16 protein-coding genes are annotated in these 26,251 nt (G+C 35.7%); 6 read left to right on the top strand and 10 right to left on the bottom strand.

The features are described 5' to 3' along the window. Positions 1-268: 268 nt before the first annotated feature. Positions 269-793: a Pycsar system effector family protein gene (locus G6N06_RS08665; RefSeq protein ID WP_503826524.1), complete on the top strand. Its 525-nt coding sequence runs from the start codon at positions 269-271 to the stop codon at positions 791-793. On the opposite strand, the gene G6N06_RS08660 is transcribed toward G6N06_RS08665, so the two are convergent. From G6N06_RS08660 to G6N06_RS08630, 7 genes are all read right to left on the bottom strand, one after another. Then, positions 790-3,144: a GAF domain-containing protein gene (locus G6N06_RS08660; RefSeq protein WP_240338019.1), complete on the bottom strand. Its 2,355-nt coding sequence runs from the start codon at positions 3,142-3,144 to the stop codon at positions 790-792. The two genes, G6N06_RS08665 and G6N06_RS08660, sit on opposite strands and share 4 nt — an antisense overlap. Positions 3,145-3,575: 431 nt before the next feature. Then, complete coding sequence (locus G6N06_RS08655; RefSeq protein ID WP_163515910.1) at positions 3,576-4,187, bottom strand: TetR/AcrR family transcriptional regulator; 612 nt, start codon at positions 4,185-4,187, stop codon at positions 3,576-3,578. A 69-nt stretch (positions 4,188-4,256) separates the two neighbouring features. Next, complete coding sequence (locus G6N06_RS08650; protein WP_163515908.1) at positions 4,257-5,273, bottom strand: hypothetical protein; 1,017 nt, start codon at positions 5,271-5,273, stop codon at positions 4,257-4,259. A 315-nt stretch (positions 5,274-5,588) separates the two neighbouring features. Then, positions 5,589-8,675, bottom strand: a complete 3,087-nt coding sequence (locus G6N06_RS08645) for an AsmA family protein (protein ID WP_163515906.1) — start codon at positions 8,673-8,675, stop codon at positions 5,589-5,591. A 290-nt stretch (positions 8,676-8,965) separates the two neighbouring features. Next, a complete protein-coding gene (locus G6N06_RS08640; RefSeq protein ID WP_163515904.1) occupies positions 8,966-12,103 on the bottom strand; it encodes an efflux RND transporter permease subunit in 3,138 nt (1,045 codons plus the stop codon). A 100-nt stretch (positions 12,104-12,203) separates the two neighbouring features. After that, positions 12,204-13,259 carry an efflux RND transporter periplasmic adaptor subunit gene (locus G6N06_RS08635; protein ID WP_163515902.1) on the bottom strand — a complete coding sequence of 352 codons (1,056 nt, stop codon included), beginning with the start codon at positions 13,257-13,259 and terminating at the stop codon, positions 12,204-12,206. Positions 13,260-13,350: 91 nt separating this feature from the next. Then, positions 13,351-14,688 carry a TolC family protein gene (locus G6N06_RS08630; protein WP_240338018.1) on the bottom strand — a complete coding sequence of 446 codons (1,338 nt, stop codon included), beginning with the start codon at positions 14,686-14,688 and terminating at the stop codon, positions 13,351-13,353. A 504-nt stretch (positions 14,689-15,192) separates the two neighbouring features. Here G6N06_RS08630 and G6N06_RS08625 point away from each other — a divergent pair. The 5 genes from G6N06_RS08625 (at position 15,193) to G6N06_RS08605 (ending at position 20,586) form a co-directional block, all read left to right on the top strand. Then, positions 15,193-15,660 (top strand): RidA family protein, encoded by a 468-nt coding sequence (locus tag G6N06_RS08625; RefSeq protein WP_163515898.1) that lies wholly within the window; start codon positions 15,193-15,195, stop codon positions 15,658-15,660. A 7-nt stretch (positions 15,661-15,667) separates the two neighbouring features. Continuing rightward, on the top strand, positions 15,668-16,477 hold the full coding sequence (locus G6N06_RS08620; protein WP_163515897.1) for a PhzF family phenazine biosynthesis protein: 810 nt from the start codon (positions 15,668-15,670) through the stop codon (positions 16,475-16,477). Between the two features lie 381 nt (positions 16,478-16,858). After that, entirely contained in the window at positions 16,859-18,256 is a 1,398-nt protein-coding gene (locus G6N06_RS08615) for a helix-turn-helix transcriptional regulator (protein WP_163515895.1), read from the top strand. 116 nt (positions 18,257-18,372) lie between these two features. Beyond that, a complete protein-coding gene (locus G6N06_RS08610) occupies positions 18,373-20,079 on the top strand; it encodes a T9SS-dependent choice-of-anchor J family protein (RefSeq protein WP_163515893.1) in 1,707 nt (568 codons plus the stop codon). A 336-nt stretch (positions 20,080-20,415) separates the two neighbouring features. Next, positions 20,416-20,586, top strand: a complete 171-nt coding sequence (locus G6N06_RS08605) for a hypothetical protein (protein WP_163515891.1) — start codon at positions 20,416-20,418, stop codon at positions 20,584-20,586. A 384-nt stretch (positions 20,587-20,970) separates the two neighbouring features. Here the strand turns inward: G6N06_RS08605 and G6N06_RS08600 are convergent, their stop codons facing one another. The 3 genes from G6N06_RS08600 to G6N06_RS08590 all read right to left on the bottom strand — a co-directional run bounded on the left by G6N06_RS08600 (position 20,971) and on the right by G6N06_RS08590 (position 26,192). Next, positions 20,971-21,540, bottom strand: a complete 570-nt coding sequence (locus tag G6N06_RS08600; protein WP_163515889.1) for a DUF4251 domain-containing protein — start codon at positions 21,538-21,540, stop codon at positions 20,971-20,973. A gap of 258 nt (positions 21,541-21,798) precedes the next feature. Next, on the bottom strand, positions 21,799-24,270 hold the full coding sequence (locus G6N06_RS08595) for a zinc-dependent metalloprotease (RefSeq protein ID WP_163515887.1): 2,472 nt from the start codon (positions 24,268-24,270) through the stop codon (positions 21,799-21,801). A gap of 365 nt (positions 24,271-24,635) precedes the next feature. Then, a complete protein-coding gene (locus G6N06_RS08590) occupies positions 24,636-26,192 on the bottom strand; it encodes a DEAD/DEAH box helicase (RefSeq protein ID WP_163515885.1) in 1,557 nt (518 codons plus the stop codon). Positions 26,193-26,251: the final 59 nt, after the last annotated feature.

Below are 26,251 nucleotides of genomic sequence, written 5' to 3'. Positions count from 1 at the left end.
TAAAGCTGTACAAATAGAATCGATTTTTAGTGGTTCACTTTCATCCGCTCAAGGTGGTTCACTTTCGCCCGCTGCGCTATGTTCAGTTTAATCCGCTGGAGGTGGTATACTATGCCCGTTTTTTGCAAAAAGTAATTGGCAAGCCGTTAAAGAGGAAAACATTATAAATCTTCAAAAAAGAATACATAAAGCCGAACCCTCTGCAATTAAAAGTAATAAAAACGCAAAAAACGAAAAAGGTAGAAGATCAGATAGAGGTATAGACACCATGTTTAGGGTAACTTTAAACAACCATACTCGATTGAGTGAAATTGCCGATAGTAAAGCCAATATTTTACTTTCGGTAAATACTATTATTATCTCAATTGCGCTTACGGTACTTATTCCTAAATTAGATAGCCCTAAAAATATTCATTTGATGATTCCTACCTTGGTTTTAATCATATTTAGTGTTACAACAATCGTTTTTGCTATTTTATCAACAAGGCCAAAAGTAACTCAAGGTACCTTTACCCGAGAAGAGGTAAAACAAAAGAAAGTTAATATATTGTTTTTTGGAAATTTTTTTAGAATGCCTTTACAAGAATATGAGTGGGCCATAAATGAGTTGATGGACGATAAAGAGGGCCTTTACAATGCACTAACTAAAGATTTATATTATTTAGGCTTGGTCTTAAATAAAAAGTACAGCCTTTTAAGGATTGCTTATGGTATATTTATGATTGGGCTTATTATCTCTGTACTGGTTTTTGTTTTTTCTTTTTATCAAGCAAATTTGGGCACTAAATTTTAAGACTTTATCTGGATGTATTCTTTATCTTTATTTTTTTCACTTTCCACTTTCTGATGGCTGATAAAAGTTACTCTTAAGGCTCTAAGACCTGTAATACCTTGTAAATCTTCTACATCAATGCGCTCTATGTTTTTGTCCAGCATATTTTTGTGTTGTAATAGCCGGATGTACTTTAGGTATTCACTTTCTTCTTGTGCTTGTGAATAAACTATGGTTAGTTTGCCTTTTTGGGTAATTCGTTCTTCTGTGCCTTTAATTTTTGCTTTATCTATTCGTTTTTTTACAATTTCATATCTTACATTGTAAGACCCATCTATATCAAATTGTTTCTCATCCATTCTAAAACGGATGGCAATAGGGGTGCTAAATACCAATAGTAGTGAGCTCACTTCTACATCATAGGGCAACGTCGGTTTTAATTTTTGGAAGTATTGCTCCATTTCACACATAACTTGCAATTGCCATAACCTGAGATTGTTAATGTAATATCGTTCAAAATTTTTATCAGGGGTTATAGATGCGCCTATATACATGTTATGTTCTACACCATCTGTTTTATAGCGTTCATAATAGTGTGGAAAATAAGATTGCGCTTCGTTTTGTCTTTCGTCTAGTATTGAAGAAAGGTTTTTATTGATAATTGTAATTGTTTCATCAAATTTGTTTCGCTCTTCATAAAATGAGTTTAAGCCGCGGTGTAATTTACTTTGATAATTTTTAATGCTACTAGCAATTTCTTTATGAATGGGATGATTTTTGAAATCTTCAAGTATTGGATGTATTTCATTTTCAATATAATAGTGGATATTTTGTTCAGAATCTGCTCTCACTAAAAGTTTGATTTCGGATTTAAAAGCTTCTAGTTCAAAAATTTTCTGTTCAAATAAAGGTAAATCGTTAACATGACAAATTTTTTCAAAAATAAGCACCAAATTATCCAGTTGGTTTAACAAGTCAACTCGCATGGCATGGTTTCTCGCATTAGAAGAGCCTTGTACATCTATTTGCCCATAAAGCGGATAGACGTTTTCAAACAAAATCTCCTTTAAATGGTATTCTATATTGTTTTTTTTAGAAAGAACATATTGTAGTGCTTCTTCTTTAAACTTCCATTGCACACTTTGGTGTATGGAGGTGTATTCTTTTTGGATAATTGCATCAATTTGGTTTTTAAATTCAGAATTATACCTCAATACCGCATCGCGAAGTAAGGGGATGATAAATTCTAATTTTTGTGCATTGATGCTATTTAAATCATAAGCGTTTGGAGATACAACCTCAACAATACCAAGAACTTCATTTTGATCTATAATAGGTGAAAAAATAAAAGAACTGATGTTTTGCGATTTTAAACATTCGATAAGGGATTGTTCATCTGGGTTTTTTGAGGTATAACTTTCTATATCAGATACAACTATTGTTTTATGATGAATTGCGACATCCTTAATCATCTTACTTTCTAAATATACTTGACAGGTATCTTGATTAGCATTTGAGAAGATATGGCTGTGGACATTTTTTTTTGGCTGAGTCATACTTAACCGTGACATCGACTTATTTATAGGCGTAAACCCAATATTTAAGTCGGGAATTCCAAAAATAGATTTTAAAATAGCCTGAAACTTACCGCTTTCATTATTGTTTTCGTGCAAACTTAATAAACTGCTTTTAAAATTTGAAACGGAATTTTCAATAGTAGAATTATAAAGAGAGACAATACCAAAACCTTTTAATATCCAGCTGTTTGGAGGGAACTTCTCTTTCCATAATTTGATGTCATCAGAGTTGTTTATAAGTAAGTTAATTTCATCTTCAGTTAATATTTTAGCTTTTTCCGTAGGAATAATGTCAATAAAATCGGCATTAAATAATATTCGGTAATGGTTAATGATGCCGTTTCTATCCGGAATGTCATAAAATAAAGGGTATGACAAATCCACTTTACTATTAAAATATTTAAAAAGTATGATGCTACAGTTCATAATGTACTGAGAATCATCATACAAATCTCGAATATTAAACTTAAAATCCTCCCCGGCATCTTTTAAAATGTTTTTAAACCGTTGGGTATGATTAAACATCCTATCGTGAAAGGGAACCGTTATCGCTTTAATTTCATTATTGCTCAATGCCTTTGGAAATAAATCTGCCAGTAAAACTTTAATTATCGGTTCGTGTTTTTTAAGCTTTTCTATAGAGTCAAACCCATTTGTTAAGTCAGGATATTTTTCTATTTCTTTAAGTAATGACTTGGCATAATTAGCTTGAAAATCAACATTTGAACCTGCACTTTCATTTAGGCTATCAATGATTTTATGAAAAGAAATAATAATATTAAAAGGCGTTTCCACAATTGTATTTTTGGTAAAAAACTTTTAGTAAAGTTACAATCTTTTTTTTGGTTGATTAGTCTATTTTTGTGAGATATCGTTACAAACCATATATATACCTTTAAGATTTCTTGCCAAAAACACACTCTAAACTTCAAACGCCCAAGTGGCAGTTCCTCTAGGGGGTATAAACCAAAGAAACGTGGTTTATCATTGTTAAAGACCTTTGCAAAAAAAACAAAGGTTCTCATAATTTACCTGAAAAATTTTCCCTCTCAAACTTTCTTTAAAATATAATGAAACCAAGAAAAGAGGTTCACGAACGCCTATAAAAAATAAAAGGGATTAAACACTTTTAGTCTGGATGACGGTAGGAGGAGAGAGCATGTGTGTTTTGGGAAGTTCATTCAATAAAAAATGTAACCAAAACTTAATTTTTTGGGGTAATCAATTTACTTTACTACAATCTCACTTCCTCTTTTTGCTATATAGGCTTTCCCTTTTTCTGTGGTTATTGCATTCAAATATAATTGAAGTGTGTGCTTTAGATATTCTTCACGGCTTATCTTATCCGTATCGATAAAGGGTGAAGTGCCATAGTCTATTGTCAACTGAAAAAATAACTTGGCATACAAGACCGGGTCAAAGTCGTTGTGATAATAACCTTGCTTGCGACCACATGCTATGTTTTCTACTAAAATTTCAGCAAACTTTTCTGAAAAGTCTAACATATAGCTGTTAAAAATATGTGGATAATATTTGAACAACTGCCTGTGCATTAATGATTTATTGCGTTCTGCAGCTTTTAAGGTATTTTCATCGCGTATAAACATACGATCAATTGCGTTATCAACAGTTCGGTTTATTTCATGAAGGTGCTCTAAAACGTCGTCTAGTTTATTAGATAAAACAGCTTCTATAAGTTCGTCTTTGTTTTTGTACAATTGGTATAATGTTTTTTTTGACATTCCCAAGGTTTTCGAGACCTCATCCATCGTTACAGTTTTGGGACCGTTCTCTAAAAAAAGGTCGGTTACTTTTTCTATGAGTTCTTTTTTATCCATAATATATTTACAATTTAATAAGAAACGAAGGTAAAAAAATACCTAACATAATTTTTATTCAGTTTTATATTATTCTTTATCCTGTTTTTTACTAAGATTGGGATGATAAGACAGCCCGATGTTAAAATATCCTTTGGCCTTTTGGTCGGTGCTAAAATAATGCTCATTTACGGGTTTGGCCTTTTCTGTTAGCCTTGAAGCAACAAAAGAGGAGACTCCTCCTCTGAGTGTCACAATAAAATTCTTCATCATTAAGCGCTCGTATATTAATCCTGACTGGATTTCAAGCTGGCTGTATTCAGAAACAGAAGGCGTCCAGGGGTTGTCATTGTAAACATAAAACCCCGAGGTTGCCAACATACTTCCTATAGAAACCCGGCTTACTTCATTTATTTTTTTTCTGAGTAAAATGCGTTGTGGTAATAAAACATTAAGATCATAACCTGTTCCCAAAAATCGATAGTCGTAAGATAGAGTTGGAAAAAAAGGAATTTGGGTCGTTGGGTCTATTATTATTACTGCACCTACAGCAAGTGTTTTTTTTGCATCTGCTTTTAAAACTAGTGAACCTCCAACTAATGCCTTAATCCGTTCATAACCATTCTCACTACTACCGTCTGCAAAGACACTCAAATTGTAAATAAATGGTTTCTTGAATAATCTGGAAAAATAGGTAGCATTTAAACCGGTTATAAAGGTGTGGTTGCGCTCATATTTTTCTTGTTGGTAAATGTATTGATTGGAAACATTTTCAACATCAGAATAAACAAATTCATTATACCGGTAGTTGAAACTTCCGGTAAAATTCCACTTTTGGGTAGTATAAATAGGTATATTAACCGCGAGTTTTAGTTCTTTTTGATTGTCTAATTTTCCTTCTTGAAAATCTTCATCAAAGATTTTTGAAGTAAATGGAGTTGACCCATAATAATTGTATTCCAAATTAAACATTCGCGTAAACGGAAAATCAGACAAGACTTTTTTCTTGACACCAAGTTTTATACTGTCATTTTCCTGGGAAAAAGAAGCTTTTGAAGCAAGTAGTAAAATACTTATAAGGATTGTTTTTTGTGAAAAGTTTTTCATGTTTTATGTAACTTATTTGTGATTAATAGTCCTGGGGGCATATAGGCAATAAACGGGTTAAAAAACAATAGGAAACTACACAGGCAACGGTGCCCATGTAGTTTCACATTAACCAAAATAACCAATTACCTCTTCATTCACAAGTTGTTTTTCTATAGGGGATTAGAGTTTTCGGAAAAACAACTTGCTTCCAACAATATCTTTAATGCTTAACCACTTTATGTGTATATTCTTCCACCATTAAGGCTGCATAGTCCATATTTTTACTTTTTTACATTGGTGAATTTTACAGTTATAATATTTTACCTCTCCAAATTATTCTTTAAAACCAAGTAATTTCAGAATCCCCTCCTTTTTGTTGATAATCGTACTGTCTGCTTTTTTTTGCAATCGTTCACTATCGGTAAAATAGTATTTGTACTTGGCTTTTGAAAGACTGATTTTGTAATTGTCTAAATCATTTCCTTTGACATCAACACCTGTTTTGAAAGGAATTGGAGATTTGAGAATAGAAATATGATAATCATAACTCATATCCAGATTCTGAACTCCTCCGATTGCCAGTTCGTACCGGTCAATAGCCAGATATGAGGGCAATAACTCCAGTTTGCTGTCACTGATAATCATTTCTATATTCAGTTTTTCTATCGGATTTTTCTCTTTGGATTTAAACATAAATGTTTTCGCCAAATCCCGGAAGGTTTCGCTGTCAAACACCATAATATTGCTTGCCTCAATTGCGGCAACACCCTTTATGGTATTGGTTTTGAAATTCATATCCCCATCTATTTTTGAAACTCCCTTTACTCTGAAATCTACTAATCCTTCAAAGGATTTTGTCATTGGGAAAAGCGAATCCAAAACAGGAAGAAATTCCGATAAGCGGGACATTTCGATTTTATTGAGATTGAACTCAAAACGTACATCAGCTTCTTTTTCGTTCAGATACCTATAGCTCAGATTGGTTGAAAGTTCGGCCGCCAAAGTTGTCATTTTAGCCTCTGAAAGTTTTAATTTTCCGTCTTTGATGATGATATTCCCATTAATTTGATCAATATCCGTTTTTCCGAATTTCACCTTATTTATATGGGCATTGAATACAAAATCTAAATTTTTTGGAATTTCGATTATTTTTTTATCTTCAGAGGTTTCAGCCCTAGATTGCTTGATAATTTCTTCAGGGGATTTTTCTATTGTTTCGGTTTTTTTGGAAATCTTACCGAGAGCAGCCATTAGTTCATTAGTATCTATATAATCGGACTTTAATCCCAATCGGGCTGTTATTTTCTCATCTTTATCTATACCTGAAATCAAAGCAGGTAAGTTGTCGATAGAACCAGTAAGGGTAACATCAGAGTTTCCGAAAATAAGTTTGGTATTTCTTAAATCGAGTCTCTTATCTATAATCGTGAGCGTTGCTTTTTCCATTCGTAGGGGCATTCCCAAAGTAGGAGAATAAGCAATCATTTTGTTAAAATGAATTCCTCCGTAAGTAGTCCATTCTTTTAAGTCGTTTCTCTGAAGTTTGATTTTATATTTCCCTCCGTTGATTCCTGCAAAACGTTTCCCATAATAAACCCCCAGACTATCCAAGGTAAAATCAGATTCAATGGAAGCTTTGATTCTGTCTTCCCTGTTACTTTGTAATTTTACCGATATTTCTCCTCCTTTGAGTTTCGCTTTTTTATAGGCACCACCATCATAAGCAATTGTTCCTGTTGAAAGTTTAGCAAAAAGAACTGAATTTTCAGGTAATGTTCTGTCAAGACGAAAATCCATATTCAGGTTTTCAAGAACTATGTATTTACCTATTCTTTCCAAGAGCATTTGATTAACCTTTAGAGTACCTGTCAAAACTTCTTTTTTCTCTAAAGAACTATCAAAATTGAACTGCTTTACTTTAAGAGAAATAGAATCATTTGGAATACTGATAATAATTTCCTCTAATTTTGCTTTTCCACCTAATGCGAGAGAACTGATGTCCTGCTGTTTAATTTCGTTGATATTAAAAGAAGTTGCAAGGTCAATATCTACATTTCCTTGAACTGTAATGTTGGGATTGAACGGGATAACCTCGTTTAGCTTTGTGATATTGACGTTTCCTTTAAGTTTTGTATCCAAAAAAGGCTGTGACATCAAATTTCTGACACTGAAATTTCCTTTTAAAGAAATACCAAATCCTTCTAGATCAATATTGTCAATAGTAAAATGGGAAGTTTTTTTGTCTTTGAAGTCAAGTCTTGCCCTCAGATCGGTTTCGATACGGTTGATAGAGCCCGGATAATCTGCATATTGGAATTCTCCTTTTCTGACAGAAGTTTTGAGTTCGGTAAGCGGATATTCTCCTTTTCCGTAAGACCCTTTGACTGTTGTGATAAAATCGACTTCTCCGTTAATATTAATTTTTTCTTTTTGAATGATCTTTTCAGGAACAAGGTCTAATACTGATTTCAAATCAGGTACTTTCAAATGAAGTGTCAAATCTGTTTCAAACTTGTGGGTTATCATATCTCTTTGAAGAAATCCATTGACTAGCAAATCAACTCCGTTTATGTTGATTCCTCCTTTTGTAAAAACAAATCTGTGTTCTTTTCTAAACAATTCTACTTCGGTATCAATTCCTGCTTTTGTATTGTCTAACAATACAAATCCTTCTTTTATAAATTTGATTTTTTTTATGGTTGAATTCAGTTTAGCAGAAATTTTTTCATCGTCATATCCCATTTTAAAGTCAGATGATAAACTATCTATACTGAACAAATCGTTGGTTTGCTGGTTTTCGTATCGGATTGCAGTTTTATTCAGATTGAATTTATTAATGTGGAATTCATTGATTTTAAAATCGGATTCGTTCTCTTCTGATTTTTCAAAAGCAAAAATATCCCAGTTGAGTTTTCCGTTATAGTCAATAAGTACATTTACAGAAGCATTTTCTAACGAAACATTCTTAATGTCAATAATTTGTTCAAGAAGTAATTTTCTCAAATTAAACTCTGCCTTACAAGAGCCAAACAAAAGAAGTGTATCATTTTGTGTTATGAGCTTTCCTTCTGTTATTTCCACTCCAAAATTAGGAAAAGACGAAAAAAATGTAAGTTCAGTACTTTTGCTATAAAATTCCCCTTCTATATTTTCATTTACGATGTCAACTATTCTTGGAGTTAATTTTTCGGGTGTGAAAATAAAATTAATGATTACAGCAATAGTTATACTTATTAAAACCACAAAGCTCAATACCGAAATAAATCCGATTTTGAACCATTTTTTCCACCTGTTTCTTTCTAAATTAATGATTGCAGCAATAGTTATAATTATTAAAACCACAAAGCCCAATACCGAAATAAATCCGATTTTGAACCATTTTTTCCACCTGTTTCTTTCTTTTGGATATGTTGGCTTCATAGAGGTTTTTTTGTTGTTTTTCGGTCAGGTTAAAATAGTATCCCTTGCATTTTCTCCCGTTTTTAATACTTAGAAACTGTTTTAGTTTTGCCCTTTGTTCTACTAAAAGTCGAATACAATTTTCGGTTACAGTACTTATCAGTAATGAAAGTTTTATTTTTAAATTATTTTTTCTTCTTTTCCAAATATTTCCAATAAATAGGGCAAGGCATATAGCAGACATCCCTATCGTTTAATTATTATATGCTTCTGAGGTTACCACAAATGACTTTGAGGACTTCCATCAAAAATTACTTTTCATATTCTTCCACCATCAAGGCTGCATAGTCCATATCTTTGTTTTTTGAAAAACGGTGTTCCCAACCAACAATTATTTTATATACCACCGGTACAATAACTAAAGTCAGAAAAAGAGATGAGAGCAACCCACCAATGATAACTATAGCTAAGCCATTATTCATTTCGGCAGCGGCACCCGAAGCCAAAGCGATAGGCATCATCCCAAAAACCATTGCAAAGGTGGTCATCAAAATGGGGCGTAAACGGGCGTGATTGGCATCTATCAAGGCTTGGTTTATCTCTTCGCCTTCACGCATTCGCTGATTGGCAAAATCAACCAAAAGAATGGCGTTTTTGGCCACCAGACCTATCAACATTATGATACCAAGTATTGTAAAAATGTTCAAACTCTGGTTTGTTAATGCCAATGCCCACAAAGCTCCAATGAACGATAAGGGAATAGAAAACAAGACAATAAATGGTTTGGCAAAATCATCATAAAGTATAACCATAATCATATATACTAAGAGAATAGCAGCAATTAAAGCCACCCCCAGTGTACCAAAACCCTCAGACTGATTTTCCATATTGCCCCCCCAAACTTTAGTCACACTGGCAGGCAATTCTTTTTGGTCGAGTTTTTCTTCCCATTCTTGGGCTACAGCACCAAGTGAACGACCCACGGTTTGAGCTTTTACGGCAACTGTAGGCGTACGGTTGTAACGCTCTAATAATGATGGCCCGGAGCCGTATGTTATATTGGCAAATTGGGAAAGTTTGATTTCTTGCCCACGATCATTGATAAAATTGATATTACTGACATTAACAATATCTTCACGAAATTTTTCATCTAAAATGATATTGATGTCATATTCATTGTTTCCTGTACGGAATTTATTATCATCGTTTCCACTAAAGGCCGTACGAAGTGTTTGCCCTACTGTAGCCACGGTTAAGCCTAATGTGGTCATCTTGTCGCGATCCACGTTTATCAGTATTTCGGGGTTACCGTCTTCTGCACTTAGCTCAATTTCTGAAGCACCCGGAATGGTATGTAGCACACTCTCGGCTTCACGAGCATAAGCAAGAGCTTCTTCAAAAGTGTCAGCAGTAATATTCAATTGAAGCGGTGCTTGTTCCGGTCCAATTAGACCCACACTAACAGTGCTTATCTTCGCTCCAACCAGTTCTTGCTCTAACTCACGCTTCATTTGAGCGGCAATCACTTTAGTACTTTCTGAGCTTTGACGTTGGTTACGTTCTTTGAGTTTTATGCTTATTTCTGACATATATGCAGTGCTTTGAACGGCACCCAAACCACTTTTGCTCGATTGTCCTACTGTAGTGATTATTCTCTCAACATCAGGATTTTGCATGATGTATTCTTCGGCTTTTTGGGTAATAAAATTAGACTGTTCCACAGAAGCCTCTTTGTTAAGTTCTATTTGCACCATAAATTCACCTTTGTCAGTTTCCGGAAAAAAATCTGATCCAATAAAACCAGTTCCTACCAAAACGAAGGAACTAAAGAACAACACTAACGCCACAATCAAAGTATAACGCTTGTGGCCCAAACACCATTCTAATAAATTAGAAATAAAATGGGTAAATTGTGTTAATCCTGTTTCAAAACCGTGAATGAGTTTTCCCATAAGAGATTCCTTGCGGATAAGATCTAATTTACCGTAACGGGAGTACAGCCAAGGCACCACAGTAAACGACACCAACAACGAAAGCATTGTGGCAATAATAACCGTTACACAGAATTGTGTGATGATATCAGAAACCAGTCCCGAACTCATTGCAATGGGAAGAAATACCACAATAATAACCAAGGTTATGGCAGTTACTGTAAACCCGATTTCTTTAGATCCATCATAGGCAGCACGTACTTTATTTTTGCCCATCTCCATATGGCGATGTATGTTTTCAATAACCACAATGGCATCATCCACAACAATACCTACTACCAAGGAAAGAGCGAGTAAACTCATCAAGTTTAAACTGTATCCGGCAATGTTTAGACCAATGAACGTAGCAATAAGTGAGGTAGGGATGGCAACCATTACAATAAAAGCGTTGCGATAGCTGTGTAAAAAAAACAGCATTACAAAAGCTACCAAACCAACAGCGATAAGTAAATCTTTGATAACAGAATTAGCTGCCTCTAAAGTAAAAACCGAGGTGTCATCGGCTAAATTAATTTTTAAATCTATATCGGCATATTGCTTTTCCAGGTAGCTCATTTGTTCCTGAACAAGTTCACTTACCGTCACGGCGTTGGCATCACTTTGTTTTTGTACTTGAAGGAGGATTGTATTCTGCTGATTTATACGTGCTATTTTATCGACATCTTTTTGAGTGTCTTGAACTTCCGCTACATCGGTCAATTTGATGTTGCGTCCCTCGATATTGATAAGGGTAAGGTCGCGCAGTTCCTGAACTGTATTAAATTTTCCAGCCAGACGAATCAAGGTTGAGCTTTCCCGGGTTTTCAAGCTTCCCGTGGGAAAATCCATATTGGAGGCGGTAATAATCTGCTGCACCTGTGGAATAGTAAGCCCGTAACCTTCTAATTTGTCAGGGTGAAGATTTACCCGTATTTCACGTTCTTGCCCACCAATGATGTTTACTTGCGCTACTCCGGAAATGCGTGAAAAATAAGGTTGAATTTTTTCATCAATCAAATCAAAAAGTTCAGTTTCTGAAACATTGGCCGAAACCCCCATACTTATAATTGGCATATCGGATATAGAAAACTGTGAGAGCGAAGGCTCTTCTACACCGTCCGGAAGGTCAGACCGGATAGCGTTGATTCTCCGTTGGGCATCGTTTAGAAGGTAGTCAACATCGGCATCGGTGGTAAACTCTATGGTTACCAACGAAAGACTTTCAAATGACTTAGTCTCTATTTTTTTGATTTTTTCCAAGGAAGAAACTGCATCTTCAATTTTGCGAGAAACCGTATTTTCAACCTCCGAAGGTGAAGCACCTGGATAAATGGTGGAAATACTTACAATTTTTACCTCAAAGTTAGGTATGAGCTCATAATTGAGTGTGGTGTAGCTGAATATCCCTCCAAATATCAGGGCAGCCAGCATCACTATGACCAAACTTGGTCTTTTAATAGAAACTTCTGCTAATTTCATCTATAAGACTTTTTTATTAGCGGCATAGTACATTTATCAATATGTAAATGTGTTCAGCCATTTTGGTTAATATTTTATTTTGATTGTTTAATCTTGTTTACTAGGGAGCTAAAACCCTTACTTTAGTTCCGTCCTGCAGGTTGATATGCCCACTGGTTACTACTAAGTCACCGGATTTTAACCCATCGAGGATTTCTACCTTATCGCCATAATTTACTCCACTACGTACGGAAATGAGATGGGCGGTTTCACCGCGCACTACAAACACTTGGTTATTACTGACACTTCCTACAAAAGCTGTACGGGGAATGGTAAGGGTGTTTTGTTCTCCTCCAGTGTCAAACTTGGCAGTAGCATACATTCCTGCGCGTAGTTTTTGGTCTTTGTTTTCTATGGTAATCTCGACCGGAAATTTTAAAGCCCCGTTAGAAGCCGGTGCTATAAAAGTGATTTTTCCATTGAAAGTTTCTTTACTCACACCGGGAACAATGGTTGCGTTGTCTCCTGCATTGAGGTGGTTTACCAAGGCCTCGTCCACTTCTACACGAAGTTTAAGTGAAGAAATGTCCACCACTTCGATGATTACCGTTCCTGAACTAACAATCATTCCGGGTTCTACCATTTTTTTGTTTACAATACCGCTTATTTTTGACCGAATTTGTGTATCACCAGACCCGAGTTGAGCCGATTGGTATTGGGCTTGGGCATTCTCTACTTGCAAGCGTGCTTGGTCGAGTTCCATAGTGGTAATACCACCTGTTTTATGTGCCGATTCATAACGTTTTAATGATTGAAGTGCATTGTCCAAGGTTGCTTTGGCATTTATAACATTTACGTTGGCCTTATCTCCGGTGAGGCTAGCTACTACTTGACCGGCTTTTACCACATCGCCTTCCTCAACCAATATAGAAGCTATTTGACCGCTTACCTCTGAAGCAATTTCAGCAGTTTTATTAGCCATAAATGTGCCGTTTACTTCAAAAGTCCCGTTGACTTTTTCAGAGGTTACAGTGGAGGTACGGATGGCTACGTGCGAGTTGGTTTCAGCTACCAAGGTAACTTCTCGCTCGTTTTTCTTTTTATTGTTTTGCAATATAAAAGCAAACAAAAGGACTACACCTACTATAGATGCAATTATGATGATTCTTTTTTTCATTTTAAAAATTGTTTTTTGTTATTATGGTTTTTTGATTTTTGGGACTTAATAAACTTGTAAATTCAATTAATTGGTTGCAATAGGGGAGAAGCTATTCAGATAATATGTTTAGCCTTCCTTGCGCCTTTAAGAGTGCTACTTCCGCTCTTTTATAATTTAATTGTGCCTTTGTAAGGTTGTTTTTTGCATTAGCCAGTTCGCGCTCTGCATCTAAAAGCTCGTTGACGGTGGCAAGTCCCAAACTATAATTGTTTTGAACATCGCTAAATACGGTATTGGCAAGTTGCACATTTTCATTTTGGTTTTGAATTGTAATCAGGTTGTTTTCCAATTCTGAAAGGGCGTTTTGGTGATCAAGTTCGAAGGCTAACCTGGTATCTTCGCGATTTAACTTGGCTTTTTCAATATCGATTTTATTTTGTTGTACCCTGTTTTTAGTGCCAAATCCACTAAACACCGGAATACGAATGTTTACACCAATCGATGCGAGGTCTGACCAATACACTCCGTTGCTTTCACCATTAGTTAAAGTAAAATTGTTACCTTGACCCAACCATCCGTAATTTGCAACAAGACTTGCAGTAGGGTAGTATTCAGCTTTTGTGGCTTTGTATTGCCATTCCAAAAGTTCCAATTGCTTATCCAGCACTTTAAGTTCAGTGCGTTGTTCTATTAAAGGAGTTTCGTTTTGAGGTAGGAGTGTGGGCTCAAAACTGGTTTCTGCTAAGTCAATGGAGGCGTTGATATCCATACCAATCATAAACTTTAAAACATTTTCGCTTAGAGACAAACTGTTGATGAGTTGCTGGCGATTGGCTTTAATATTGTTTAAGGCAACAGTACTTCGGTTCATATCAATTTTTTTGGCTAAACCCGATTCATACAAACCCTCTATAACCGAAAGCGCTTGTTCTGCCAATTCTATATTAGTCTCTACATTGTTGAGCATCTCTTTTGCTTCAAAAACTTGATAGTATGCGGTAGCTACTTTTTCGATGACATCTTCTTCAGTGAGCTCTGCATTAAGGATATAAAACTCCTTTGTGGATTTGGCAGCTTTCAGTCCTGTAAACACCTGTTGGTTAAAAAGTGTTTGGGTGAGTTGTGCATTAACCATAGAACTCCATTTCAAACCAAATGCGACACGAATGTCTTCGCCCGGTATTCCGACGATTTCACCCGGCAACACAGTTTCTTGAAGCAGAGGGTTATAAGAAGTATTGCCATCAATGGCAATGTTAGGAAGGGCGCTGGCGCGCACTTCTCCTATTTCTGCATCCCCTTTTTTAATATCCCAACGAGCATTTTGAACACTTGCTTTATGCTCTAATGCGTAATTTATGGCTTGAGAGAGTGTCAACTCTTGTTGGACAATTTGTGCAAAAATGGTACTGCTTGTAAATAACAGTAGTATTGTGATTTTTTTCATCGTTAGATTCAATTTTCAATTTTAGAAATTAAATATTCGTTTGAATTTAGATGCAAATATAAAACAAAGGAAACCAAAAAACCAAATTAGTTTTTTTGGTTTCCTTTTAAAATTTGATTCATTTTTAAAATTTTTTATAAAAAATCTTTATTAGGTTCTATAAAGAAAGGTGGAGCAGGCAATGTTAAATAATTGTAAATTGTTAATTAAGAAATAATATATATGCTTTTCACCAAAAGAAAGGAATGAGGAACGGCTAAGAGTTTTTTTTTTAAAACTAGGTCGGTGGAGATGATTTTAGTGGTTGTGACAAGCAAGATAAAAATCTCTTGAAAGCTTCTCTAAGCACAATACTGGGTAAAACTTAAAAATATAGATAAAACAATATTTTTGTGAGTCATATTGCGTTTTACGTTCAAAGATTAGGATTTGTGCTTTAAAAATCCGTTGTTAGCTGTTATTTTAGGCATTACAACAAGTTGTTAATATTAAAAAGTGATAAAAATGAACAGAAACCCGGAACAAAATTTAAAAAACCTTTCAATTACTTTAAACCAAGTTTCGCAACCCATTGCAAGCTATGTAAATTGTGTACGAACAGGAAACTTATTATTCCTGTCAGGTAAGGGTCCAATTAAGGAGGACAAAACCTATGTAACAGGGAAAGTGGGCAAAGATTTGACTATTGAGCAAGGAAACGAAGCCGCTCGATTAGTGGCTATCGACCATATCGCAGTATTGAAAGACGAATTGGGTGACTTGAACAAAGTAAAACGAATTGTTAAGGCTTTTGGAATGGTTCATTGCACAAGCGACTTTATTGACCAAGCAAAAGTGATTAATGGATATAGCGATTTAATGGTTGAGGTATTTGGCGAAAAAGGACGACACTCAAGAAGCGCAGTAAGTATGCACGCTTTACCTCTAAATTTTGCCGTAGAAGTTGAAGTAATTGTTGAAGTTGAAGATTAACAAACAAATGAAAATAAAAACATATATCATTGATGCATTTACAGAAGAACTTTTCAAAGGAAATCAAGCCGCAGTTTGTTTCCTTGAAAATGTACTTGATGAAACAACAATGCTCAATATCGCTAGGGAATATGGCTTTTCGGAAACGGCTTTTGTTATTAAGCAAAATACAGGTTCATTTTCTATTCGCTACTTTTCACCTAAAAAAGAAATTCCATTATGCGGACACGCTACTTTAGCCTCTTCCAAAGCAATTTTTACCGAGTATAAAGGACTATACCATATTACTTTTCACACCCATATTGGAGACACATTAAAAATAAGCCAAACCAATGGGAAAATTGAAATGAAATTTCCTTTACATCAAACAGAAACGACTGAATTTAATGATGAAATAAGAAAAGCCTTGGGAATAAATGAAATTCTAAATTCCAGATACAATTCATTTCACAATATGCTATTGTTGGAATTGGAAAGTAGCAAGGAACTTGAAAACCTAATGCCCGACTTTTCTGTATTAAGGCATATTGAAACAACAATCAGCGGAGTACTTGTAACTGCAAAATCTATTCGTCAAAATTTTGACTATGAATACCGCTATTTCTTTCCTTGGTCAGGAGCAGATGAAGACCCTGTTACAGGTGGGGTTCAAAGTTTTTTAGCAAAATATTGGTCGGACAAGCTAAATAAAGATAAAATGAACGCTTTCCAATGTTCAAAACGGTCAGGAAGTATGGAAGTTGAATTAAAAGAAAAATCTGTATTGATTAGAAGTAATGCAGTAATATTTACAACAGGAACAATATATTTGAAATAATTTTTTTTTAAATTAATCTTAGTGGATTAATCCTCCATAATATGGAAGGACAGACCATGAAAAAATCACATTTCTTAATAATAGAGGGTGATCATTCCTGCGTTTTAAATCTTAGTATTTAAACCAATATTTTCAGTCCCAAGCTTATACATTGTTCAAAACTCACGAATCTAATTTTCAATTTAAGTTTATGACAATACCGTTTTAAAAACTACTTTTTTATGGATTTAGGCTTATTGTTAGAGACGCTTGACAATCCTTTTATTTGTTTAACTTTGAAATAAAAATAGATGTGCTATTTTAAATATTCGGTTTTAGTGTTCGCAATTTTTTAATGTCATTTTGAGTATATTGCATAAAATAGTAAAAATTTTCTTTTGTGTGGGAACATTTATTATTATAATGTTTTCACATCATAATGTATATGGGCAAGAAATCCTAAATGAAGCAAAGTCAAACCACAAGCTATTACGGGAAAATCCTGAGTTGGCTTATCAAGAGTCCCGAAATATTTTAAAGAAAGCCTTACTTCATAAAGACAATGAAGCCGAACTATATGCATTAAATACAATTTGCCTCTATTATGAAAAAAAGTATGACTTTAAAAACATGTTATTTTGTGCTGATTCACTCAACAACAAAGCAAGGGCATATAACTATCCGGCTTTCAGGGTTATCGCAAATAATTTTCGATTTAAGGCATATGCCTTTAGTGGTTTAGAGGATGAAGCTTACGATCAATTACAAGAGGGCTTAAAAATAATTAAAAGATTAAAAACTAAAGACTCGTTGGCAATTGAAGCAGAATCAAATTTATATATTTCATTTTCAAATTATTACCTCCTTAAAGAAAATCATAGAAAAAGACTTGAATATATAAGGCTTTCTATGATTGAACATGAAAAATTCAATGATTCTAATTATAGAAAAAGTCTTCAGTTTATAGATTTCGCAAATCTAGCAACCGTATATAACGAGATTAATATTGACTCGGCTGAATATTATGCTTCTTTATCAATTTCAAAAAATAACAACTATTTTGTAGATGATGTAGAATTTTCAAATTTAGTGGTTTTGGGTCAGGTAAATCAAAAAAGAGAAGTATATGATACTGCACTTTCATATTACCTTCAGGCAGAAAAGGTGGTAGATTTTAAAAACCATATAAACGTAAAAGCACTTTATGAAAATATAATACAGCTTTATCAAGTTTTTGGAGATTCTGAAAAAGAAGAAATTTATCTTCACAAGCTAAGTTTATTAAATTTAAATGTCTATGAAAATCAAAATGAATCCCTTAGGAAAATTCTAATTGACAAGAAAACACAAAAGAAAAAAAACTTCAAAAATTTTATTTTGGTATTATGTACGCTGTTAATCCTTGCAGTTTTAGTAGTGTATTTATTCTATAAGAACCGTACCAAGATTTTAGAAGAGCAGGAGCAATTAAGTCAATTATATTTAAATGAAAAATCGAGGCATAAAAGCAAGAATACAGACAACTTAATCAATATGCTCAAAAAAAATGATATTGCCTTTATATCCTCTTTCAATGAAGATTTTCCGGAATTTACTAAAAAAATTCTTGCTATTAACCCGGAAATCACAAATACAGAAATCGAGTTTTGTGCTTTGATCAAATTAAATATACCCACCAAAGATATTGCCCGTTATAAGTTTCTTTCTATTCGCACGGTACAAAATAAGAAATATATTATCAGAAAGAAATTAAATATTCCAAAGGATGTTGATATTTACCTCTGGATTAATAAGCTATAAATCAAATAATTAAATTCTTTTGGGTATTTTAGAGTAGTTTTAGAGTAGGTTCATTCTTGGATTAGGAGTTGAATGTATGTACGTTCGCTACCAAGAAAAACTAAAAATAAAACCTAATGAAACTAAAACTATTTATTTCCGCATTTTTTATTTTAATCATAACCATTGGTCATTCGCAACAAACAACGATTTGGTCGGAAGACTTCAATGATGAAGACCTATCAGAATGGACAATAATAAATGCAAACGGTGACACAAATCAATGGGGTGACATTACTTGGACAACTCATCAATATCTTGATGAGAATTGGCTACCTATAGATACCCCCTTTTTATATGGACCGTCTTTTACCATGTTCCAAGGCACAGGTCATTTAAACCCTGATGATTGGGCAATTACTCCTCCTATTGATTTAACAGGTATAACCCTTGGTGAACTCATCGAGCTAAGGTGGGCATTGGTTAATCACCCATCAGGTATGACGCCTTCTCCAAATGGAGAAAACTATTCGATTTATATAGCCAATTCGAATGATATTGTTGACTTAGAGGCAGGTGGTGTCCTGTATAATGAAAGTAACATTCCCATAACATATACACTAAGATCTTTAGACATTTCCGCATACGCTGGTCAAACAGTTTACATTGCCTTTAGACAACATGACGTTGATAATAGTATTACCCCTCCCTTATCCTCAGCAATAGGTATTGACGACGTGGCTGTTCTTGCAGGAAATCTTGTAGGTTGTCTTGATGATCCTAACGGGCAACATCCAGTAGCTACTTTCATTCCAATGTGTAACGGCCTTCCTGAAGAAATAACTGATAGTGACGGGCTAACCGGACAGTATTCTTTAATAGAGGTTCAAAATGGCTTGGAATATATTTTTTCCACATCAAACCCTAGTCAATATATAACCATTGGTGACAACAATGGTCAAAATGTGTTGGCAAGTGGCCTTGGTTCTCTATCTTGGACCTCCAGTTTAACAGGTTCCGTTAGGTTCTATGCATTTCTGGATGAAAATTGTAATTGGGACACAGTAACCACCGTCAGCAGATTTGTTCAGTGTGGGGAAATAGACCCGGAGGATTTATTATGTGAAGACCATCAGGTGTTATCAAATAGTTTTGAAGATTATTTTATATTTGGCGGAAGCACTAATCAACATTTAGCCGTTGACATTTATGTCCCTGTAGCACATAATTTCACTCTTTATGGAGTCGAAGCAACGTTAGCCGGAAACGCTTCAGCAATTGAGGTAAATTTTTATAACAATTCAAATGGTTTACCAGGGACATTAGTAGAAACAATTGAAACTGTCATTTTTGAAGAAGAAGATTTAGGAAATGGATACACAAAATATATATTAGCTTTTGATTCAGAAGTAGCTCTTTCGGGAGGCAATACTTATTGGATGGAAATCATTTCTGATGCCTCAGGATGGGAAGCAACTACCGCCTCGGCTTTGGGCGAATTTGCAGCGGGATATAACGATAATACCGGAGGGAATTGGGCTATAATAAATGATTATGAATTTGTTTATCGCTTAATTTGTGATGAATTGTTAAGTGTGGAAGATATAGATAATTCCATTAACATTACTATCTACCCCAATCCTGTTAATGACCTTTTAAAAATAAAAGCACACTCTGATATTAATGAGATAACCGTTTATGACGCTTTAGGAAAAAAGATTTTAGTAAAAGAAGTAAATTCAAATAATACCCATTTATATGCTTCCGTTCTAAAAACCGGCACATATTTCTTGAAAATAAACATCGATAATAAATTTTATTCCTATCAAGTTATTAAGAATTAATATCAGTAAAGTTTAGTTAATTTTTTTCATAATAAAGCCCCCATTAAATTTGATGGGGGTTTTATTCTTCTTATGTATCTACATATTTACATAGTAGTTACAATTTAAACCCCGGCCTCAGAAAACTTTAGTCAAAACAATAGGGGAGGGAGCGTTAAATATTTTAGGGGGCTATCTATAAAGGTTCTTTAGAGATAAAAATAAGCAACCTAGTTCAAAGCGGTCAAAATAAGCTATAAACGTTCCTAAAATATAGCGAGTGACCCGTACATTGTTTCCAAAGTTTTCTGCAGCCTTGATTTTTTGTTTCTTTTGTATCAAGACAAAAGAAAAGGAATGGTATTAAAACGACACATTCGTTCTTATGTTATTTTACATAATATAGAAGGACAAAACAAAAAACGTTCATTAAAAGCAAAAAACGAGCAACGGCTAAGAAATTTTCAAAAGGCTGATGCGCTGGGAAAATTTTTAGCGGTTGTGGCAAGCCAGCCAAAAATCTCTTGAAAACTTTTCCAGCACAATTATTCTTAAATAGGAAAATTTTAAACCATAGCAAAAGCTGAGCTTTTTTTGGCGCTGGCCGAGCGTTGGCTAATTGTGTATAAAATAAAATGCCCTAAGCATTTTGATTTTATAAAGCAATCAGCGGTTGGCCGTGCGGCAATTTTACATAACGGCAAATTATAGGGCAAATGACGGACGTTCTTGAAATGCTCAATTTTATTTTTTCTTTAAAAGAAGAAACGCTCAATATAGACGAAACACTATTTTACATAATATCATTATAGGGCGAACGGCAACCGATATGGTATAAATTAAAGAACAAGACATTTGAACTATAATTTACATTATGTAAAATAGAATATTCTGAAGTGAAGAAATCATCCGCTATTCCTTAGCCTCTTCCAACCTGCTCACCCTTCCGCTATATTCAATAGAACTTCGACCTGTAGACTGTACTCTGATCGTACTTCTTTTATTTGGATATAACGTAATCACCATATCATACTGCTCGTTACCACGATATTTGTCTGAAATTTTAAAACGAATGTCTACAGCATGTTTTTTATCATCAAGATTCACCGTATAATCTTCTGGAACATCGTCAAATTCAATGCCTGTGTGATTGCCTCCGTAGCCGCCACCAAAGTTCTGTTCACCAAAAAATGGCAAATGGCCACGAATGCTGTCGCCCTTAACGATCAATCTATTGGAGTTTGAAGTGATATCGATATTGCTAGCGTTATTTCCTGGACCTAAAATGTTCGAATTCGCGACTTTACTAAATGCAGCTGAAGCTCTTGGCATCGCACTTGTAGAAATAATCTCAAAAGATTTTGAAGCTACTAATTCCTGAAGTTGTTGATAATCTTGATTATCCTGTTCTGTAAACTCCTTACTGGAACTGCAACCCATAATCCATATAAAAATAATGCTATATACAAGTAAGTGTTTCATAGGTATTAATTTACAAAAAAAATGGATAACTTGAAAGCACCAAATATAAAATTTCACGGCTGCCGACGACAGGTCTGTGTTCTATAATTCTTGGTGCATCTCCGTGAAACCTCCGCGTATCTCTGTGGAATAGAGCACGCAGAGTCTCAGAGTATTCATGGGAAACGCCGTGATAATGGCTCCAGGCAACAAAAAAAATCAGAATCAGCCCAAATCAGCGTCGCCTGTGTTCCATATTCCCCGTGTAATAAAGCCTTTCTATTTCGGATCCAAAATCAATTCAATTCGCTTCACCGCATCCTGATAATGATATTTCGTCTCGGTGTTTGCAACCGTATTCTTGCGACCGTTCAATTGGGTTTTCAGCGTATTCAATTCGCCCCTTACAAAAGCCCTCACATCAGATTGATTCACATTATAGGCACTAACCCCACGCCCTGGCTTCAATTCCTTAGTCATTAAAAACGCCATTCGGTCAATATAGGCGCGCTGTAAATTACGTCGGTAAACATCAACTGTTTGGTTATTATTGAGTTCTTTCCAAATGCCTTTGCGCAAATCTTGGAGCATTTCCAATGCCGAATAATTATCTTTGCTGATGGCGGTGCCGTCAATTAATCTGCCCAAGACTTCAAAATCAAGGAGGTTATGTAAATGTCTTGCTTGGGCATTTCTAAAGGTCTCGGTATAGCCGGTGTGATCAATATTGCGAAGGATTTTAAAATTGACCATCCAAGTGGGCGTTGAAAAAGTATTCTCCTGCAACCAAGCCATGGCAGCTTTCTGATCGGCTTTTGAAGCTGGTGTATAAATCACACCGCCTTGGTTAGGTTTTTTAGTGTCTTCATAGACTCCGCCAATATGCGTGGTCACATGCCCCATATAGCGGTTCCAAACACTTAGCAACTCCCCTTGCAATTCCTTTAAATCATCATAATCGTTGGTTTTATCGCTGGTCCATGCTGGTAGATGTTCTGCTACATACTTTAGGTTTTTAAGTCCGTAGGTACTGGCTTTTATAGAATTGTTTCCAATATCTTCAGTTTGCGAGGACGGATCAAAACGACTGCTCTGTTTTCCGTATTTATACCGCGGATCATCGGCTTTATCCATCACCCACTGGTCCAAAGTTGGGGTCTCCCCTTCTGTGGTTGCCCCTGGAATCCAACGGTAGCCCCAGTTGGTGACATAATGGTCGTAAGGTCCAATCTGACGGACAAATCGGATGTTTTCATCGCCTGGTTGTGCAATATAATTGTATCGGGCATAATCCATGATACTCGCGGCAATCCCATGTTCTTGAGTGAAGGCACCGTTTCGATAACTTTCCACATCATAGGCGTGACTGGCGGCCATATTATGTGGGAATCCTAATGCGTGACCCACCTCATGGGCAATCACCATACACATCATCTCTCCTATTTCTTCATCGCTGGTCTCCAATGTACGTGCTGAAGGATTGGCAGCACCTGTTTCAAGCATGTATCGGTTTCTATAGGAACGCAAATGGTTGTGGTACCAGATGATGTCACTTTCAATAATTTCTCCTGTACGTGGATCTGAGACACTTGGTCCCACCGCATTTCGTGTGGTACTCGCCACATAACGCACTACGGAATAACGAATATCCTCCGGACTGAAATCAGGGTCTTCGGCGAAAGTTGGTGGGTCCTTCGCGATAATGGCATTTTTAAATCCGGCAGTTTCAAATGGTTTCTGCCATTCTTCAATACCTTGCTTGATATATTTACGCAGTTTCTCAGGCGTAGCAGGATCCAAATAATACACGATGGGTTTGATTGGCTCAACCAATTCGCCCCTCCTATAGGCCTCTGGATCTTTAGGTTCCAAACGCCAGCGACGGATGAATGTTTTTTCATCCGATTTTAATGCTTCACTGCTATAATCATATTGACTGACCGTAAAAAACCCGACACGCGGATCGGCAAGACGAGGCTGCATGGGTGTGGTTGGCAACAACACCATGGATTGGTTCATTTGTAAACTGATGGTCTCCGTAGCCGGAAGCATGGGTGGATTTGACGCGTTATAGGTGAAATCTTGAATGATTTCTATATTCAGAGGAAAACTTTTAGCAGAGGTGATAAAACTGCGGGAATCGTCCAAATTACGGACTTTATAAGTTTCACGCAATCTACTGGACAACCCGCTAATCGCTTTGACATCGCTCGAATAAAACTTGGTAACATCAATCACCACAGCGGTTGAATCTTTACTAAAGGCCGCAATATCGAAGGCATATAAGATAGGTTCATAATTGTTTGCCTTAACGGACAAGTTGATGGGCAAACTGTCATTGGCTACTGCATTATACGATTTCACCTTGATCAAGATCTTGTCCTGAAAACGCTCCCAAGTAATCAATTGTTCATTGGTTTTGGAGCCTGCATTTACATATCCCCCTCCTAAATTAGACGGCAATTTGGAGATCCGGCTCACGAGCAGCATATCCTTATTCAATAAGCTATCCTGAATTTCAAAGTAGTATTTGTCTTTTATTTTATGGACTTTAAACAGGCCATCATCGGTCACGGCCTCTTTGGTAATTACCTTGTCATAGGGCTTGATTGCCTCCTCCTTCTTCTTTTCTGGAGCAGGGGCTTCTACTTGATTCTTTCCTTTTTTAGTGTTTCTTTTAGATTGTGCACTTACATTCAATGGATTGAGCAGACCCCCAATCAACAGAGCAAAAAGACATAAATTCTTCATTGACTTGATTCGTTTTGTTAAGATTTATAAAGATAGAAATAAGTTTTGGATTGCGGTAAATTTTTCTCGCAGAGACGCAGGGAAGCGAAGTTGGATACATCAAAAACTAAAGCACCAATCAGGAAATTCCCTGGCCTACCGAGAGGTCGGTAAATTTCAATAATATGGTTTGTGTAAATCAGTGAAATCTTTGTAAAAAATCAGTGAATACCCACTAAAATCGGTGTTTCCCGCCTGAATGTTCGGGTAGGTCAGCGTTCTATTCTTTCATCTAAAGAACCAATTTCCAAAGAAATGAGTTGTGCCGACTAGTGATCCCGATAGCTATCAGGAAGTGTCAAAAAAAATAAAAATCCGTGTTCTAATTAATCCTCAGGTGGATGCCCATGGATCTCTTCATATACGGCATCGAAATTCTCTCTGATATGCGCACGAAGTTTCATACGGTAATCATCATGCAACCATTTTACAAAGTTGAAGGTACTTCTACTGATACACTGTGTGTAGCGCTCCAGACGGTGGTTGATATCATCTTCTAGCAACTTCATTAAGGCCAAGGCATCATAAACATCTTCACTGTTTTCAACACATATTTTCGTGTGATGTGCAATGGACTGCTCCAAAAGCACTTTAGATGAATCCCCTCTATTCACCGAATCGGTATAAGCCTGTTTCATATCAAAATAAACCTCTTCCGAATTGGCGAACTCCTTACGGATGGCTTCGGGCATCTCATATCTGAAATTGGCTTCAATATCATCATCATTAATAATACTGTCCAGGTAATAATTTGGTGATCCAAAGATCTTCTGCCAATTGATGTCAGCACCCCACGGACCGAAACGGTGCATATTGTTGCCTAAATCGATAATCCTGAAAACCTCTTTACCCGGGTAAATACGAGACCCACGTCCTACCATTTGATAATAGAGGGCCAAAGATTTGGTTGCTCTGTTAAGGATAATGGTATCAACAGAGGGCTCATCAAATCCCGTAGTCAAGATACTCACCGAGGTCAAAATGGCATTTGGTGTTTCCTTGAACCATTTCAGGATCATTTTACGCTCTTTTTTAGTCGCCGTATTATCCAAGTGCGCAATGGTATATCCAGCGCGCTTAAAGGTATCATAAACATGCAATGAGGTGTTGATCCCGTTATTAAAGATTAAGGTTTTCTTATTCAGTGAATGTTGCTCGTAAGCATACACCACTTTTTTTAACATGTCGGTGTTGGTATATAAATCTTCAGATGATTTAACGGTATAATCGCCGTTGGATCCTACTTCCAAAGAGGTTAGCCCCACGTTGTATTGATAGGTTTCTGCAGGTGAAAGGAAATTGTTTTCAATAAGCGATTCAATGGTTTCGCCTGTAATGAGTTCATTATAATTGTCCTTCATTGGCAATTCCTTATTGGAGCTCAACGGGGTTGCCGTCACACCAAGGATAAAGGAATTTTCAAAATACTTAAACAGTTTGGTGAACGAGTTGTAATGCGCCTCATCAATAATCACAAGTCCCACATCAGAAATATCCAACATATCCTCTTGGAGCCGATTGTTCAAGGTTTCCACCATGGCCACAAAACAGCTGTAATTGGCCTGATCGTCTAAATTTGCCTTACTGTCAATAACTTTATTGGTCACGTTGAACTCCGTTAACATCCTCGATGTTTGTTTCAACAACTCAATACGGTGGGTCAGAACCACTACTTTTTTATCGTGATTCTTTAAATATTGCCTCACGAATTCGGAAAATATTACAGTTTTTCCGCCACCTGTAGGTAATTGGTAAAGCAAATGATAGTCGGAAGGTGCTTCATCAAAAGCTTTAAATACCTTATCAATAGCTTTCTTTTGATAGTTGTATAAATCTTTCTCGGTTTGGCGTTCTAAATTTTGTGAAACTGTTTTTACAGACATTTCGTATATTGAGCTTAGTGTTTTATGTTATAAGAAGTTGCAAAGATATGAGTATTAGC

This window comes from Gelidibacter japonicus, from assembly GCF_010725055.1.
In the GTDB taxonomy this organism is placed as follows: domain Bacteria; phylum Bacteroidota; class Bacteroidia; order Flavobacteriales; family Flavobacteriaceae; genus Gelidibacter; species Gelidibacter japonicus.
The sequence above is the reverse complement of the archived record's forward strand: the minus strand, read 5'-3'. Positions and strand labels throughout refer to the sequence as shown.